The sequence below is a fragment of the Rhodococcus ruber genome (assembly GCF_027270735.1).
Lineage (GTDB): Bacteria > Actinomycetota > Actinomycetes > Mycobacteriales > Mycobacteriaceae > Rhodococcoides > Rhodococcoides rubrum_A.
Window position 1 is genome coordinate 190,298 of sequence record NZ_JAPWIJ010000006.1, and the last position, 12,991, is coordinate 203,288.

Below are 12,991 nucleotides of genomic sequence, written 5' to 3' on the forward strand. Positions count from 1 at the left end.
GCGGTCGAGTGGAGCGACCGGTGTAATCAGGCTGCGCGTCGCTTTCGTCGGTGGTAGGTGGGGATGGGTTGTCCTCTGGGGTCGACGGATTCGGGTGGGATGGCGTACGGGTGTCCGTCCTCGCCCATGATCAGTTGCCAGTCGCCGTGGTGGACGAGGCGGTGGCATTCCCCGCACACCAACGCGAGGTTGTTCAGATCGGTTGCGCCGCCGTCTTCCCAGAACTTCACGTGGTGGGCCTGGCACCACTGCGCGGGGCGGCCACACATCACGCAGCAGGTATCGCGGATGGTCAGGGCGATGCGTTGATCGTCGCTGGCGAGTCTGGTGGTGCGCCCGAGCGCGAGCGGAACGCCGTGGTCGTCGACGATGACCGGGGTCAGGTCGGCGTCGCAGGCGACGAGCTCGGCGAGGGAACGACTGATCGGGCCGGTCCACTCGAAGTGGAACGGCCAGTCGGCGTCGCCCGGCTCGGGGACAGATTTCTGCCACGCGCTGTCGCTACCGGCAGAATCACCACCGGTTGGTGCTCCGCCGCGAGCGTCGGTATCGCCTCGGGCAGCGCCATCAGGACGCGCGCCAGTGCCACCGCTGTTGTCGTTGTTTTCGTGACGCGCAGAGTCGTCGCCGGTATCGACGCCGTGGCGGTCGGCGCCGCCGCTCGAAGCACTCTCGGCGACTGCACCGGTTCCCGTCGAATCCGTTGTTGCGCTTCCGGTTTGCTCCTTGCCGCCGTCGGCGAGCAAGTCTCGTAGCGGAACGATCAGGTGCACCGACGCCCGCGACCCGCCCGCCGTCCCGCGGCTGCTGCCGCGAAGGTGCCGGTCGAGGATCTGATCGAGTGCATCGGCGCGGCGCTTCGACGGGCTGCGTGGGTCGCGTACGCCACCGGGACCTGGCCGCGGTGCCGTCAACTGCGACAGGGCGGTGAGAAGTTTCTCGGCCAATAGTCGGTCGACGTCACCGCCGACCTGGTAGCGGCCGTTGGCAAGGGGATGCACGTCGAATCGGTTCAGGTCCGGGTTCTCCGACACCGGTACCGGCGGTGGTCCCGGCGGATGCGGTTGCGGCCCAGCAGGTTCGGGACCGGCGTCGCCACCTTCCTCACCGCCACCTGCATCACCGCCACGTACATCACGGTCACAGCCGTCGTCGCCGGCCCTGGCTGCATCGCGAGATCGGCTGGCGTCTTCACGTTCCCGGTCGCGTCGTTCCTTCTCCGCCTTCTCGTGACGAGCACGAGCATCGTCCGCCGCGGAATGCGCCAAGGCCTGTGCACGCGAGGTGACCTGACCGGCGGTGCTGCGCAGCGCAGTCTCGAGGAGTTCGGCGACGACGGCCGCGCGTCGATCCTCGCCCAACGTCGGGTCGGCCACCAGCACGACGTCGTAACCCTCGGCGATCGCCGACGCGTGTGCGGCGTGGATCCGACCATCGGCGAGGGCAGCGAGCACAGTGTGGTGATCGTGCAACCAGTATCCCAGTGCGTTCTGGCGGGCCGCTGATCCGTCGGTGATCCGGACCGATCGGGCGTACCAACGGGTGACGGACGAGTGCCCGAGTTTCATCGCCAATCCGCGTCGGTCGATCTCGGCAAGCAACGTCAATCTGGTTGCGGCGAGTGCATTTTCGAGGGAGGTCACGTCAGCGAGCTCGGAGACCAATTCCTGGTTCCCGAGCCCGAACACATCCCCCCATGTCTTCACCCCACGAAAGCTATACCCACCCACCGACAGACTTTTTCGATGACTCCGCTACAGCGCGCGCATGCTGTTGTTCCGCGCATTGTGGGTCAGTTCGGCAAGGCCCAGCTCTTCGAGTACTGGCGGCAGGTACATCCCGAACCTGCCGCGGTATCCGTTCCTGAGTCCGTACCAACCGCCGACCGGATTGTCGGGCGAACGCCCCCACGCTTCGACCGTGTCAGGAGCAGCCGGCTTCTTTTCGTCCGCAGCACCGAGCAATACCCAGTCGGCGCGTTCGGTGAGCCAACCGTGCAGGTCTTCGATTGCCTCGATGCGGTATCGCAAGGTCGTCGACCCCACCTGGCACACGAGGGCAGGTGGCTCGTGGTCGGGATCGCGGTACATGCTGTACGCCGAGGTGCCGGGGGCGGTGGTGAGGGCCCAAGGGTCGGATTTCGTTCCGCTGGTCATGGCTTGGGTCCGTTCGGTTGTCGCAGTCGGCCGATGGGCAGAAAGATCGACCGAGCACGGTGATTGCCTTACACGGCACGGTCAGTGTGGGCCGACCGGACGGTGAACGCAACCAGCGCCCGACCCCCGGACAGGCTCGGGTACGTGGGTCACGGAGCGACAGTGCGGTACCGCAGCATCATTTCGTGGTCCTCGTGGTCGAGCATGTGGCAGTGCCACATGTACCCCTGCAGCTCGCTCGACCCGCCCATGTCATGACCGCCCATATCGTGGCCGCTCATATCACCACCTCCGTGATGCGCGGCAGGGCCTGCGAAGGTGGCGTCGGGATCGAAGCCGAGTTCGTCGGCCGTCGGGAATCGGACCAGGATCTGGGTGACGGTGCCCGGGTACGTGTTGACGGTGTCCTTCCACCCGGCTTCCCAGGTGGCCGGCGGCACAGAGGGCCCGGTGAGGAACTTCTCCACCGGCGGAGCCCATTTGGTGCCGAACGTCGGCCTGGGAAAGTCGCGTTGGTACGCCGCGAGGTCGATGGGGATACGTCCCAGCGTCCGAAAGTGCGCCAGGTGCAAGTGAATCGGGTGCGGCTCGACCGTCGTGTTGACGATGTTCCACATCTCCACGGTGCCCTGCTTCGGCATCTCGATATCCGGGTCCGAGTACCGCAGGTTGTTCAGGTTCATCAGCGTCATGTCCAGGTTCAACCCACCGGAGGGCTGGTTCACGGTGACGGTGCGGGTGAAGGTGGGGGTCGGCAACGCGGGCAACAGATCCGGCTGCCCCTTTCCTCCGCGCAGCAACGACGGCATACCGCCCCGGAACCCCGCCGCGGACACGACGCGGAACTGGCAGAACATCGGCATCGGGACGGCTCCGAGCGACGCGGCCTGCGCCGGCGGCGGCTCGTCGTTGAGCAGCTCGATCAGTGCGCCCGGCTCTACTGCACCGAAGTCGACGAGGATGTCGGCGCGTTCGGCCGGCGCGAGTCGGATGCTGGTGGTTTCCACCGGGGCGTCGAGCAATCCACCGTCGTTACCGATGACCCAGAAGCGAAGTCTGTTGGTGAAGAACAGGTTCCACACACTGTACGACCCGGCGTTGACCAGTCGCAGCCGGTACATGCCGCGGGCGACTTCCATCGTCGGCCAGATCTTGCCGTTGACGACCCCCACGTCTCCGGTACCGCCGCCTTCCCACTTGCCCTGCGGCACAGTGATGTTGGAGCGGATACTCATGCTGCCGTCCGGGTTCATGATCTTTTCCTGCAGAACCAACGGCAACTCGAATTCGCCCGAGGGTAGACCCAGGGCGTTGTCGGATGTGCCGGTGTCCCACCGATCACGGACGAGGTTCATCCCGAGCAGGCCCGCGTAGACGTTGATGCGCGTCATCGACATGGCGTGGTCGTGGTACCAGAGTCCGGCGGAGTCGTTCAGACCCGAGAAGTTGTGCGTCATCGACTCACCCGGGCGCACCAGCATCTCGGAGTGCCCGTCGCTCGCCGGCTCGGTGATGGCACCGTGCAGGTGCAGCGACGTCGGCGTCATCGTGCGATCCATCTCGGTCATGCCATGCAGCGAGGTGTCGATGTCGGCGGCGAGCGGATTCCCCGCGGTGGTGTTCGAGTACTTCAGCGTCCAGGGCTGGCCTTGCTGAGACTCGATGGTGGGCCCGAGGTAGTCGCACTGGCCGTAGCCGAACGTAGGACCGGGTCGCAGATCGGCGTGGAATGCGTGGGTGGCGCTGTGCGCGTCCAAGCTCACCTCGGTTCCGCTGATGAGCGGCAATCGCGGCAGTTCGTCGCGGAACGGCGTCAGCGGCGGCGAATGGAACAGCAGCGGGCTCTGCCCACGGAGGAAGTCGTCGGCCAGTGCTCGACGCGTCGTCGAGGCCACCGGTAGTGCTGCTGCACCCGCGGCCACTGCGGCGGCCGCCAGCCCGCGTAGGGCGGTTCGTCTGGATACAGCGCCGCTCACCCGGCCACCTTCCTCCTGGTTGTGATTGGGCCCATACTATGTGCTGGTCGGCTCCCGCCGTCACCCCACACTCGGATCGTCCGGCACGTTCCTGCCGGTGGAGGGATCTATTTCGTCATGGCAACAATCTCGTTCGAGCGCACGACCAGGCTTTTTCCCGGCTCCGACACCCCTGCGGTGAACGAGCTCGACCTGCACATCGAGGACGGTGAGTTCCTCGTCCTGGTCGGCCCCTCCGGCTGCGGCAAATCGACGTCGCTCCGGATGCTCGCCGGGCTCGAAGAGGTCAATTCCGGTCGCATCCTCATCGGCGGCAAGGACGTCACCAATTCCGAACCCAAGGATCGCGACATCGCGATGGTGTTCCAGAACTACGCGCTGTACCCGCACATGACCGTCGCCGAGAACATGGGGTTCGCGCTCAAGCTGGCGAAGGCTAACAAGGAAGACATTCGTACTCGCGTCGAGGAGGCCGCGAAGCTGCTCGACCTGGAGCCGTACCTCGACCGCAAGCCGAAGGCCCTCTCCGGCGGCCAGCGGCAGCGAGTTGCCATGGGCCGCGCCATCGTTCGGCAGCCGCAGGTGTTCCTGATGGACGAGCCGCTGAGCAACCTCGACGCCAAACTGAGGGTCCAGACGCGCACGCAGATCGCGCAGTTGCAGCGCCGGCTCGGTACGACGACGGTCTATGTCACCCACGATCAGGTCGAGGCCATGACGATGGGCGATCGCGTCGCCGTGCTCAAAGGTGGTGTGCTGCAACAGTGCGCCACACCGCGCGAGCTGTACCGGACCCCGGTCAATGCGTTCGTCGCCGGGTTCATGGGCTCACCGTCGATGAACCTGTTCCGCGCCCCGGTCACCGACGGCGGTGTCCGTCTGGCCGATCAGGTGATTCCGGTGCCGCGTCAGACCCTCGGTTCTGCGACCGAGGTGATGTTCGGCATTCGGCCCGAGCACATCGAGATTGCCGACAGCGGAATTGCCCTCGAGATCGACGTTGTCGAAGAGCTCGGTTCCGAGGCATTCGTGTTCGGACGAGCGGACATCAATGGGAAGTCCGAAACCATTGTCGCTCCGGCCGATTGGCGCAGCCCACCCGAGAAGGGCGACCGCGTCCACGTCCGCATCGACGACGCGCACGCACACATCTTCGACGCCTCCACCGAAGGCCTTCGCCTGAACTGATCACCCCCGTCGTGCGTGTTGTGCGTCGCTCCGGCTACGCACAACACGCACGACCTCAGACCAGCAGCTCGGCGATCTGAATGGTGTTGAGCGCGGCACCCTTGCGCAGGTTGTCGCCCGAGACGAACAGGGCCAGTCCGCGGCCCTCGGGAACGCCCGGATCCTGACGGATGCGGCCGACGAGGGATTCGTCCTTGCCTGCGGCGTCGAGCGGGGTCGGGACGTCGACCAGCGAGACACCCGGTGCGGATGCCAGCAGTTCGCGGGCCCGCTCGACCGACAACGGTGAACCGAACTCGGCGTTGATCGACAGCGAGTGCCCGGTGAACACCGGCACGCGCACGCAGGTTCCGCTCACCAGCAGGTCGGGCAGCCCGAGGATCTTGCGCGATTCGTTGCGCAGCTTCTGGTCCTCGTCGGTCTCGCCCGATCCGTCGTCCACCAATGCTCCGGCCAGGGGCAGGACATTGAAGGCGATGGGCGCGACGTACTTGTTCGGGGCCGGGAAATCGACCGACGAACCGTCGTGCACCAGCTTTTCGACGTCGCCGATGACGGCGCGCGCCTGGGTGGCGAGTTCCTCGACGCCGGCGAGGCCGCTACCGGAGACGGCCTGGTAGCTCGAGACGATCAGTCGCTGCAAGCCGGCTTCGTCGTGCAGCACCTTGAGCACCGGCATGGCCGCCATGGTGGTGCAGTTGGGGTTGGCGATGATGCCGCGGGGCGGGTTCTTCGCCGCCTCGGGGTTCACTTCACTGACCACCAACGGCACGTCGGCGTCCTTGCGGAACGCGGACGAGTTGTCGATGACGACCGCGCCGGCTGCCGCGAAGCGCGGTGCCTGCTCACGCGAGAGCGTGGCACCGGCCGAGAACAGCGCGATGTCGATGCCAGTGAGGTCGGCGGTGGAGGCATCCTCGACAATGATCTCCTCGCCGCGGAACGGCAGCTTCTTGCCCGCCGAGCGTGCGGAGGCGAAGAATCGAACGGTGTCGGCGGGAAAGTTGCGCTCCTCCAACAGGGTTCGCATGACGGCACCGACCTGGCCGGTGGCTCCGACTACTGCAACTGTGGTCATCTTCTATCGTCCTGTTCCCGCGTGTACTACGGCTTCTTCGTCGCCGCCCAGATCGAAGGCTGCGTGCAGCGCGCGTACGGCGTCGTCGAGCTGGGTGTCGCTGCACAGCACCGAGATACGGATCTCGGAGGTGCTGATGAGATCGATGTTGATGCCTGCGTCGGCGAGTGCCTCACAGAACGTCGCAGTGACGCCGGGGTGGCTCTTCATACCGGCACCGACGAGCGAGACCTTGCCGATGTGGTCGTCGTAGAGCACCTGCGCGAAGCCGATCTCACCCTGCAGCTTGGTGAGCTTCTCCACTGCCGTCGGGCCGTCGGCCTTGGGGCAGGTGAAGGTGATGTCGGTCTTGCCGGTGTCGATCTTGGAGACGTTCTGCAACACCATGTCGATGTTGATCTCGGAATCGGCGACGGCGCGAAAGACCTTGGCGGCATAGCCGGGGGTGTCGGGCAGACCGACGACGGTGACCTTCGCCTCGCTGCGATCGTGTGCGACGCCGGTGAGAATTGCTTCTTCCACTGGAATGTCCTCCATAGATCCGGAGACGATCGTTCCGGGTTTCGTGGTGTACGACGAGCGCACGTGTACGGGAACGTTGTAGCGACGGGCATATTCGACGCAGCGCAGCATCAGGACCTTTGCGCCGCAAGCCGCCATTTCGAGCATCTCCTCGAACGAGACGGTCTCGAGGTGTCGAGCGTTGGGGACGATGCGCGGGTCGGCGGTGAAGATGCCGTCGACGTCGGTGTAGATCTCGCAGACATCGGCGTTCAATGCCGCGGCGAGCGCGACGGCGGTGGTGTCGGAGCCACCACGACCGAGCGTGGTGACGTCCTTGCTGTCCTGGCTGACGCCCTGGAATCCGGCGACCAGAACGATCGAACCTTCGTCGAGCGCGCTGCGCACGCGGCCGGGGGTGACGTCGATGATCTTGGCGTTGCCGTGCACGCTGGTGGTGACGACGCCTGCCTGGGAACCGGTGAACGACCGCGCCTCGGCACCGAGCGAGTGGATGGCCATCGCGACAAGCGCGTTGGAGATGCGTTCACCCGAGGTGAGCAGCATGTCCATCTCGCGCGCCGGCGGGGCCGGGCACACCTGCTGGGCCAGGTCGAGCAGTTCGTCGGTCGTATCGCCCATGGCCGATACGACGACGACAACGTCGTTGCCCGCCTTCTTGGTCTCGACGATTCGTTCAGCGACGCGTCGGATACGTTCGGCGGTCCCCACCGACGATCCACCGTACTTCTGGACGATGAGAGCCACGCGTTTTACCTCCGCTGGATAGCCGACAATCGTTCGATTGTCCGCGGGTCACCTTACCGAGCGAATGCCCCGAGCAGTGGGCCGGGTAGCTCCGAGCTGGGACTTTAGGGCCTCTCGCCTGCCTTAACATGTTCGAGTGACCGTTCCAGAACATCTCCCACCACCGCCGGCCCGAGGTCTGCGGGTGCTCTTCGGGCTGCCCGCTGTCGGCCGTCGCTGGCCGGGTGGTCTTCGTTCGGCGCTGGCGTTCGGTGTTCCGGCGATCCTGGCGTGGCTGCTCGGCTTCCACACCGAGGCGCTACTGGTGGTCTCGGGCAGTTTCGCGGTGATCTACGGCGAGGGCCGCCCCTATCGATCGCGCTGGTGGGTAGTACTGATCGCAGGCGCCGCGCTGGTGGCCTCGGTGTGGCTCGGCGCGACGGCCGGGCAGCTCGCCCTCGACTTCGACGAGGCCGGGTGGGCACGGATGATTCCGGTGGCCGTGCTGTCGGTTCTCGCTCTCGTCGCGGTCTACGTCGTGGCAGCGCTTCGTCTCGGCCCGCCGGGGGCCTTCTTCTTCGTACTGGTGTGCGCGGTGGCGTCGTACCTCCCTGCCGCCGACATCAGCGCGACTCGTGGCGCCGTCTGTGCGGCTGTCGGCGTCGCGTCGGCGCTGGTGGTCGCGATGTCCGGGGTGGTGCGGGATCCCAGGGGACCCGAACGGGCGGCGGTCGGTGCGGCGGTGGTCGCGATCGAGAAGTACACGAATTCGCAGGCGGCCCCCGTCGCCGATCGGCACACCGCCGCCTCCCGTCTGCATGCGGCATGGGCCGCGGTGTACGAGGCCGGATCGGTGCGCTCGACCCCGCGCCCCGCGCTGGTACAGACCCTGTTCGACGCCCATCTCGCATTTGCGGCCGCCACGTCGGCCCGCGCCGGTACCGTGCCGGACCCCGAGAACGAGGCGGAATCGCCACGAGATCAGCTGCCGCTGGCTCGTCCGGGCATCGGATATCGATTGAAGCGGTCGTTGCATCGAGATTCACACGCCGCGTCCACGGCGATCCGGGTGTTCTGCGCGGCGGCAGCCGCGGGCGGGATAAGTGTGGCGCTGGGCCTGAGCAGGCCGGATTGGGCGATCCTCGGCGCGGTCCTGGTGCTCCAGCAGGGGCCGGATCGCGTCCACGGGTCGTACCGCGGAATGCAGCGACTCGGAGGCACGCTGGCCGGAGTGGTGTTGTTCTCCGCAATCTATCTCTCGCCGCTGACCGGTCTCGCCGTGATCGTGGTGCTGATGGTGCTGCAGTTCGCGATCGAGATCAGCGTGGCACGCAACTACGGCCTCGCCGTCACGTTCATCACCCCGCTCGCGTTGTTGATGGGCACCCTCTCGCATCCGGGAGCTCCGCTCGGCGGCATCGTGGTGGATCGGGTGGTCGAAACCGCGGTGGGGGTTGCTCTCGCGTTCGCGGCCCTGTGGTTGTTGTTGCCGGGCGCATTTCGACGCGCACTGCTGTGGTCGGATCGGCGGGTTCTGGACCTGACCGCCCGATTGTTGACCACACTGCGAACCGAGAAGGTCACGGCCGCAGCCAGTCTGACGCTGCGAAGGGACGTACAGTTCGAGCTGGTCGGTGCAGCGCTCGCGGGAGCCGAAGCGGCGCACAACGATCGCCGCTGGGCGCATCGCGTGTGGGCCCGCCATGCGGAGGTCGATCACCTCGGATACGAACTGCTCGCACAGTGTTGGACCTCGGCCGATGTCGGACGACTGAACGACATCGATCAGTGGCAGCGCAGGCACGACACCGTCGCCGAAAAAGTCGACTCCCGAACCCTGGGGTAGGCGGTCGGGCTGCGGTAGTACACTCAGCCCATGCTGCGAGCTCTCCTTCTTAACAGCCGCGACGGGGTCTGAGACCAGACTGGCTTCCCGTCGCGGGGTTCGTTGCGCCGGTCGAACACATTGTTTTGATCTGTACGGAGAGACGAAGACCATGTCACCAGCCGACGCATTCACCTCGGGATCTCGCACCATCACCCCGCCCTCGCGGCCCGCGCCCAGCGACCAGCCCGCCTGGAACACCCAGAAGAACTCCTCGATGCCCACGTTCCGTTATCGGCCGTTCGCCGAGGAAGTGGAAGCCATCACCCTCCCCGACCGCACGTGGCCGGACAAGATCATCGACCGGACGCCCCAGTGGTGTGCAGTGGATCTGCGCGACGGCAACCAGGCTCTGATCGACCCGATGAGCCCGGCCCGCAAGCGCCGCATGTTCGATCTGCTCGTTCGGATGGGTTACAAGCAGATCGAGGTCGGCTTCCCGTCGGCCAGTCAGACCGACTTCGATTTCGTCCGCGAGATCATCGAGGACGGCGCTATCCCCGACGACGTCACCATCCAGGTTCTGACGCAGTGCCGTCCCGAGCTGATCGAGCGCACCTTCGTCGCCTGTGAGGGTGCCCGGAGCGTCATCGTGCACTTCTACAACTCGACGTCGATCCTGCAGCGCCGAGTGGTGTTCCGCGCCGATCGTGATGTCATCAAGAAGATTGCCACCGACGGTGCCCGCAAGGTTCTCGAGGAAGCTGCCAAGTTCCCCGATACCGATTGGCGCTACGAGTACTCCCCCGAGTCCTACACCGGCACAGAACTTTCCTACGCCAAAGAGGTGTGCGACGCGGTCACCGCGATCATCGATCCCACGCCCGAGAAGCCTCTGATCCTGAACCTGCCCGCCACCGTCGAGATGGCGACACCGAATGTCTACGCCGACTCGATCGAGTGGATGAGCCGCAACCTCGACCGCCGCGACAGCATCGTGCTGTCGCTGCACCCGCACAACGACCGCGGAACCGGTGTTGCCGCAGCAGAACTCGGCTACCAGGCCGGTGCCGATCGCATCGAGGGCTGCCTGTTCGGCAACGGCGAGCGCACCGGCAACGTCTGCCTCGTCACGCTGGGGCTGAACCTGTTCACCCGCGGCGTCGATCCGCAGATCGACTTCTCCAACATCGACGAAGTGCGCCGAACCGTGGAGTACTGCAACCAACTTCCCGTCGCCGAGCGTCACCCGTACGGCGGTGACCTGGTCTACACCGCCTTCTCCGGCAGCCACCAGGACGCCATCAACAAGGGCCTCGATGCAATGAAAGTCACTGCGGACGAGCAGGGTACGGACATCGGCGACGTCACCTGGCAGGTGCCGTACCTGCCCGTCGATCCCAAGGACGTCGGTCGCACCTACGAGGCCGTCATTCGCGTCAACTCGCAGTCGGGCAAGGGTGGCGTCGCGTACATCATGAAGTCCGATCACGGACTGAACCTGCCGCGTCGCCTGCAGATCGAGTTCTCCCAGGCCGTGCAGCGCATCACCGACGGTGAGGGCGGCGAGGTCTCGCCGAAGGAGATGTGGGACGTCTTCGCCGAGGAGTACCTGACGCCGATCCGTCCGCTCGAGCGCATCAAGCAGTCGGTACAGGCTGCTGAGGTGGACGGCGGAACCGACACGATCACCGCGACGGTCAAGGTGGACGGCGTCGAGCAGGAGATCTCCGGATCCGGCAACGGTCCACTCGCCTCCTTCGTCGACGCGCTGTCCACCATCGGATACGACGTCAGCGTCCTGGACTACTCCGAGCACGCCATGTCCGCGGGCGACGACGCCCAGGCTGCGGCCTACGTCGAAGCCTCGGTGACCTCGCCTGCGGGCGTCGCCACCACCGTCTGGGGCGTCGGAATCGCGACATCGATCACCACGGCGTCACTGCGGGCAGTGGTCTCGGCCGTGAACCGCGCGCTGCGCTGACCTAAACCACCGAAAAGCCGCCCATTCGTCAAGAGTGGGCGGCTTTTCGCTGTGCGCGAGTCTCACAGCGTCCGGTTCCGCGCCTCAGCGCTGCTCGACTGTTCTGGAATGCCTGGCCGCGATGGACACCGCTACCGTGAGGGATGCGATGACGATCATCGCGCCGAGGGTGCGGCCGTATCCGGTGAGGAGCTGATCCACCGCGGTTTCCGACACGTCACTGACGGTTCCCGCGAACACGAATTTGCGCAGCTCGAGGGGCATCGCGCTGGTCACTACCGACAGGATCACCGCTGTCCCGACGACGAATCCGCTGGTCTGCAGCAGCAGGCGCATGGCGTTGGCGATGCCGAGACGTTCGTCGGGGAGATCACGCATGAGGGCCGTGGCGTTCGATGGCATGAACAGACCGGATCCGAATCCTGCGAGCGCGAGCCCCGACAGCACGACGGCGGAATGCATCCGCCCTGTTGTCGACACCAGGAGTATCAGCAGTGCGAACACCGTCAGGATGTTTCCGGCGACGGACAGCGACGACGCAGAAATCTTGCGCTGCAACGGCCCGGATCCGAGTGATGCCACAAGCGCTGCGACGGCGACGGGCAGCACCATCAGCCCGGCTTCGAGTGGGCTGACTCCCGACACGGCTTGGAAGTACAGGGCGAAGAGCAGCACTATCCCGCTCTGCGAAATAGAGTTCATGAACGACGCCAGGAGGCCGAATCCGAACGGCCAGTGTTTGAACAGAGCGACATCGATGAGCGGGTTGGGAACACGGCGCTCGAACCACAGAAACAGCGGTACCACCACCACGGCCACTGCCAGACCGCCGACCACGAGTGGGTGCGACCAGCCCAGCGACGTAGCTTGCGACAGCGCAGCCAAACCACTGGTCAACGCGACGAGAATCATTGCGTTGCCTCGCAGGTCGAGCGAATAGCCTTTCGCACCACCACGGGGCGGAGACTTCAGCGCGATGGCACCCCAGACGAGACAGAGAATTCCGATCGGAACGTTGAACCAGAACACCCAGCGCCATCCCGCTTGCTGCGCGATCAAGCCACCCAACGTGGGTCCGCACAACTGCGCGATGGAGAACGACGCGAGGTAGATGCCCATCCCTTCCCCGAGTCTGTGACGAGGAAATGCTGCGGTCACCAGTGCGGCACTGTTGGTGAGCAACATGGCACCTCCCGCCGCCTGTAATACGCGAAAAGCGACAAGCCACCACGCATTCGGGGCAAGACCGCACAAGATGCTGCCGGTGGTGTACAGGCCGAGGCCGGTGAGATACATGGTTCGACGGCCGAACATGTCGGCCATTCGTCCGAACGCAACGAGAAGCACGGTGTTGGTCAACAGGTACGCGAGCAAGATCCAGCTGGCCGCCACACTGCTCGCGTCGAAGTGGCGAACGACCGTCGGCAAGGCAACGTTGAGTGCGCTGCCCGACATCCCCGACACCATGCTGGCGAACGCAACCACCGACAGCGTTCTCCACGCGTCGTGCATCACCTGACGCTCGGATCGCGGTTC

General features: G+C 65.6%; 9 protein-coding genes. 3 read left to right on the forward strand and 6 right to left on the reverse strand.

Going from position 1 to position 12,991, the window contains the following annotated elements; translation table 11 throughout:
- Positions 1-26: 26 nt before the first annotated feature.
- From O4220_RS15745 to O4220_RS15755, 3 genes are all read right to left on the reverse strand, one after another.
- Positions 27-1,706: an HNH endonuclease signature motif containing protein gene (locus tag O4220_RS15745; RefSeq protein WP_269605777.1), complete on the reverse strand. Its 1,680-nt coding sequence runs from the start codon at positions 1,704-1,706 to the stop codon at positions 27-29.
- Between the two features lie 48 nt (positions 1,707-1,754).
- Positions 1,755-2,156 (reverse strand): DUF6855 family protein, encoded by a 402-nt coding sequence (locus O4220_RS15750; RefSeq protein WP_269605779.1) that lies wholly within the window; start codon positions 2,154-2,156, stop codon positions 1,755-1,757.
- 149 nt (positions 2,157-2,305) lie between these two features.
- Positions 2,306-4,132, reverse strand: a complete 1,827-nt coding sequence (locus tag O4220_RS15755) for a multicopper oxidase family protein (RefSeq protein ID WP_269605781.1) — start codon at positions 4,130-4,132, stop codon at positions 2,306-2,308.
- 117 nt (positions 4,133-4,249) lie between these two features.
- On the opposite strand from O4220_RS15755, the gene O4220_RS15760 reads away from it, so the two are divergent.
- Positions 4,250-5,320 carry an ABC transporter ATP-binding protein gene (locus O4220_RS15760; RefSeq protein WP_269605783.1) on the forward strand — a complete coding sequence of 357 codons (1,071 nt, stop codon included), beginning with the start codon at positions 4,250-4,252 and terminating at the stop codon, positions 5,318-5,320.
- 55 nt (positions 5,321-5,375) lie between these two features.
- On the opposite strand, the gene O4220_RS15765 is transcribed toward O4220_RS15760, so the two are convergent.
- A complete protein-coding gene (locus tag O4220_RS15765; RefSeq protein ID WP_269605785.1) occupies positions 5,376-6,398 on the reverse strand; it encodes an aspartate-semialdehyde dehydrogenase in 1,023 nt (340 codons plus the stop codon).
- Positions 6,399-6,401: 3 nt separating this feature from the next.
- Positions 6,402-7,667, reverse strand: a complete 1,266-nt coding sequence (locus O4220_RS15770; protein ID WP_269605787.1) for an aspartate kinase — start codon at positions 7,665-7,667, stop codon at positions 6,402-6,404.
- A 136-nt stretch (positions 7,668-7,803) separates the two neighbouring features.
- On the opposite strand from O4220_RS15770, the gene O4220_RS15775 reads away from it, so the two are divergent.
- Both O4220_RS15775 and leuA read left to right on the forward strand, forming a co-directional pair.
- Positions 7,804-9,492, forward strand: a complete 1,689-nt coding sequence (locus O4220_RS15775) for an FUSC family protein (protein WP_269605789.1) — start codon at positions 7,804-7,806, stop codon at positions 9,490-9,492.
- 151 nt (positions 9,493-9,643) lie between these two features.
- A complete protein-coding gene (gene leuA, locus O4220_RS15780; protein WP_269605791.1) occupies positions 9,644-11,455 on the forward strand; it encodes a 2-isopropylmalate synthase in 1,812 nt (603 codons plus the stop codon).
- An 84-nt stretch (positions 11,456-11,539) separates the two neighbouring features.
- Here the strand turns inward: leuA and O4220_RS15785 are convergent, their stop codons facing one another.
- Positions 11,540-12,967: an MFS transporter gene (locus O4220_RS15785; protein ID WP_269605793.1), complete on the reverse strand. Its 1,428-nt coding sequence runs from the start codon at positions 12,965-12,967 to the stop codon at positions 11,540-11,542.
- Positions 12,968-12,991 lie beyond the last annotated feature (24 nt).

Excerpts from the sequence above, each read along its gene's own strand:
- O4220_RS15750 (WP_269605779.1), bottom strand. The coding sequence starts at position 2,156 with ATGACCAGCGGAACGAAATCCGACCCTTGGGCCCTCACCACCGCCCCC.
- O4220_RS15760 (WP_269605783.1), top strand. The coding sequence starts at position 4,250 with ATGGCAACAATCTCGTTCGAGCGCACGACCAGGCTTTTTCCCGGCTCC.
- O4220_RS15765 (WP_269605785.1), bottom strand. The coding sequence starts at position 6,398 with ATGACCACAGTTGCAGTAGTCGGAGCCACCGGCCAGGTCGGTGCCGTC.
- leuA (WP_269605791.1), top strand. The coding sequence starts at position 9,644 with ATGTCACCAGCCGACGCATTCACCTCGGGATCTCGCACCATCACCCCG.
- O4220_RS15785 (WP_269605793.1), bottom strand. The coding sequence starts at position 12,967 with ATGCACGACGCGTGGAGAACGCTGTCGGTGGTTGCGTTCGCCAGCATG.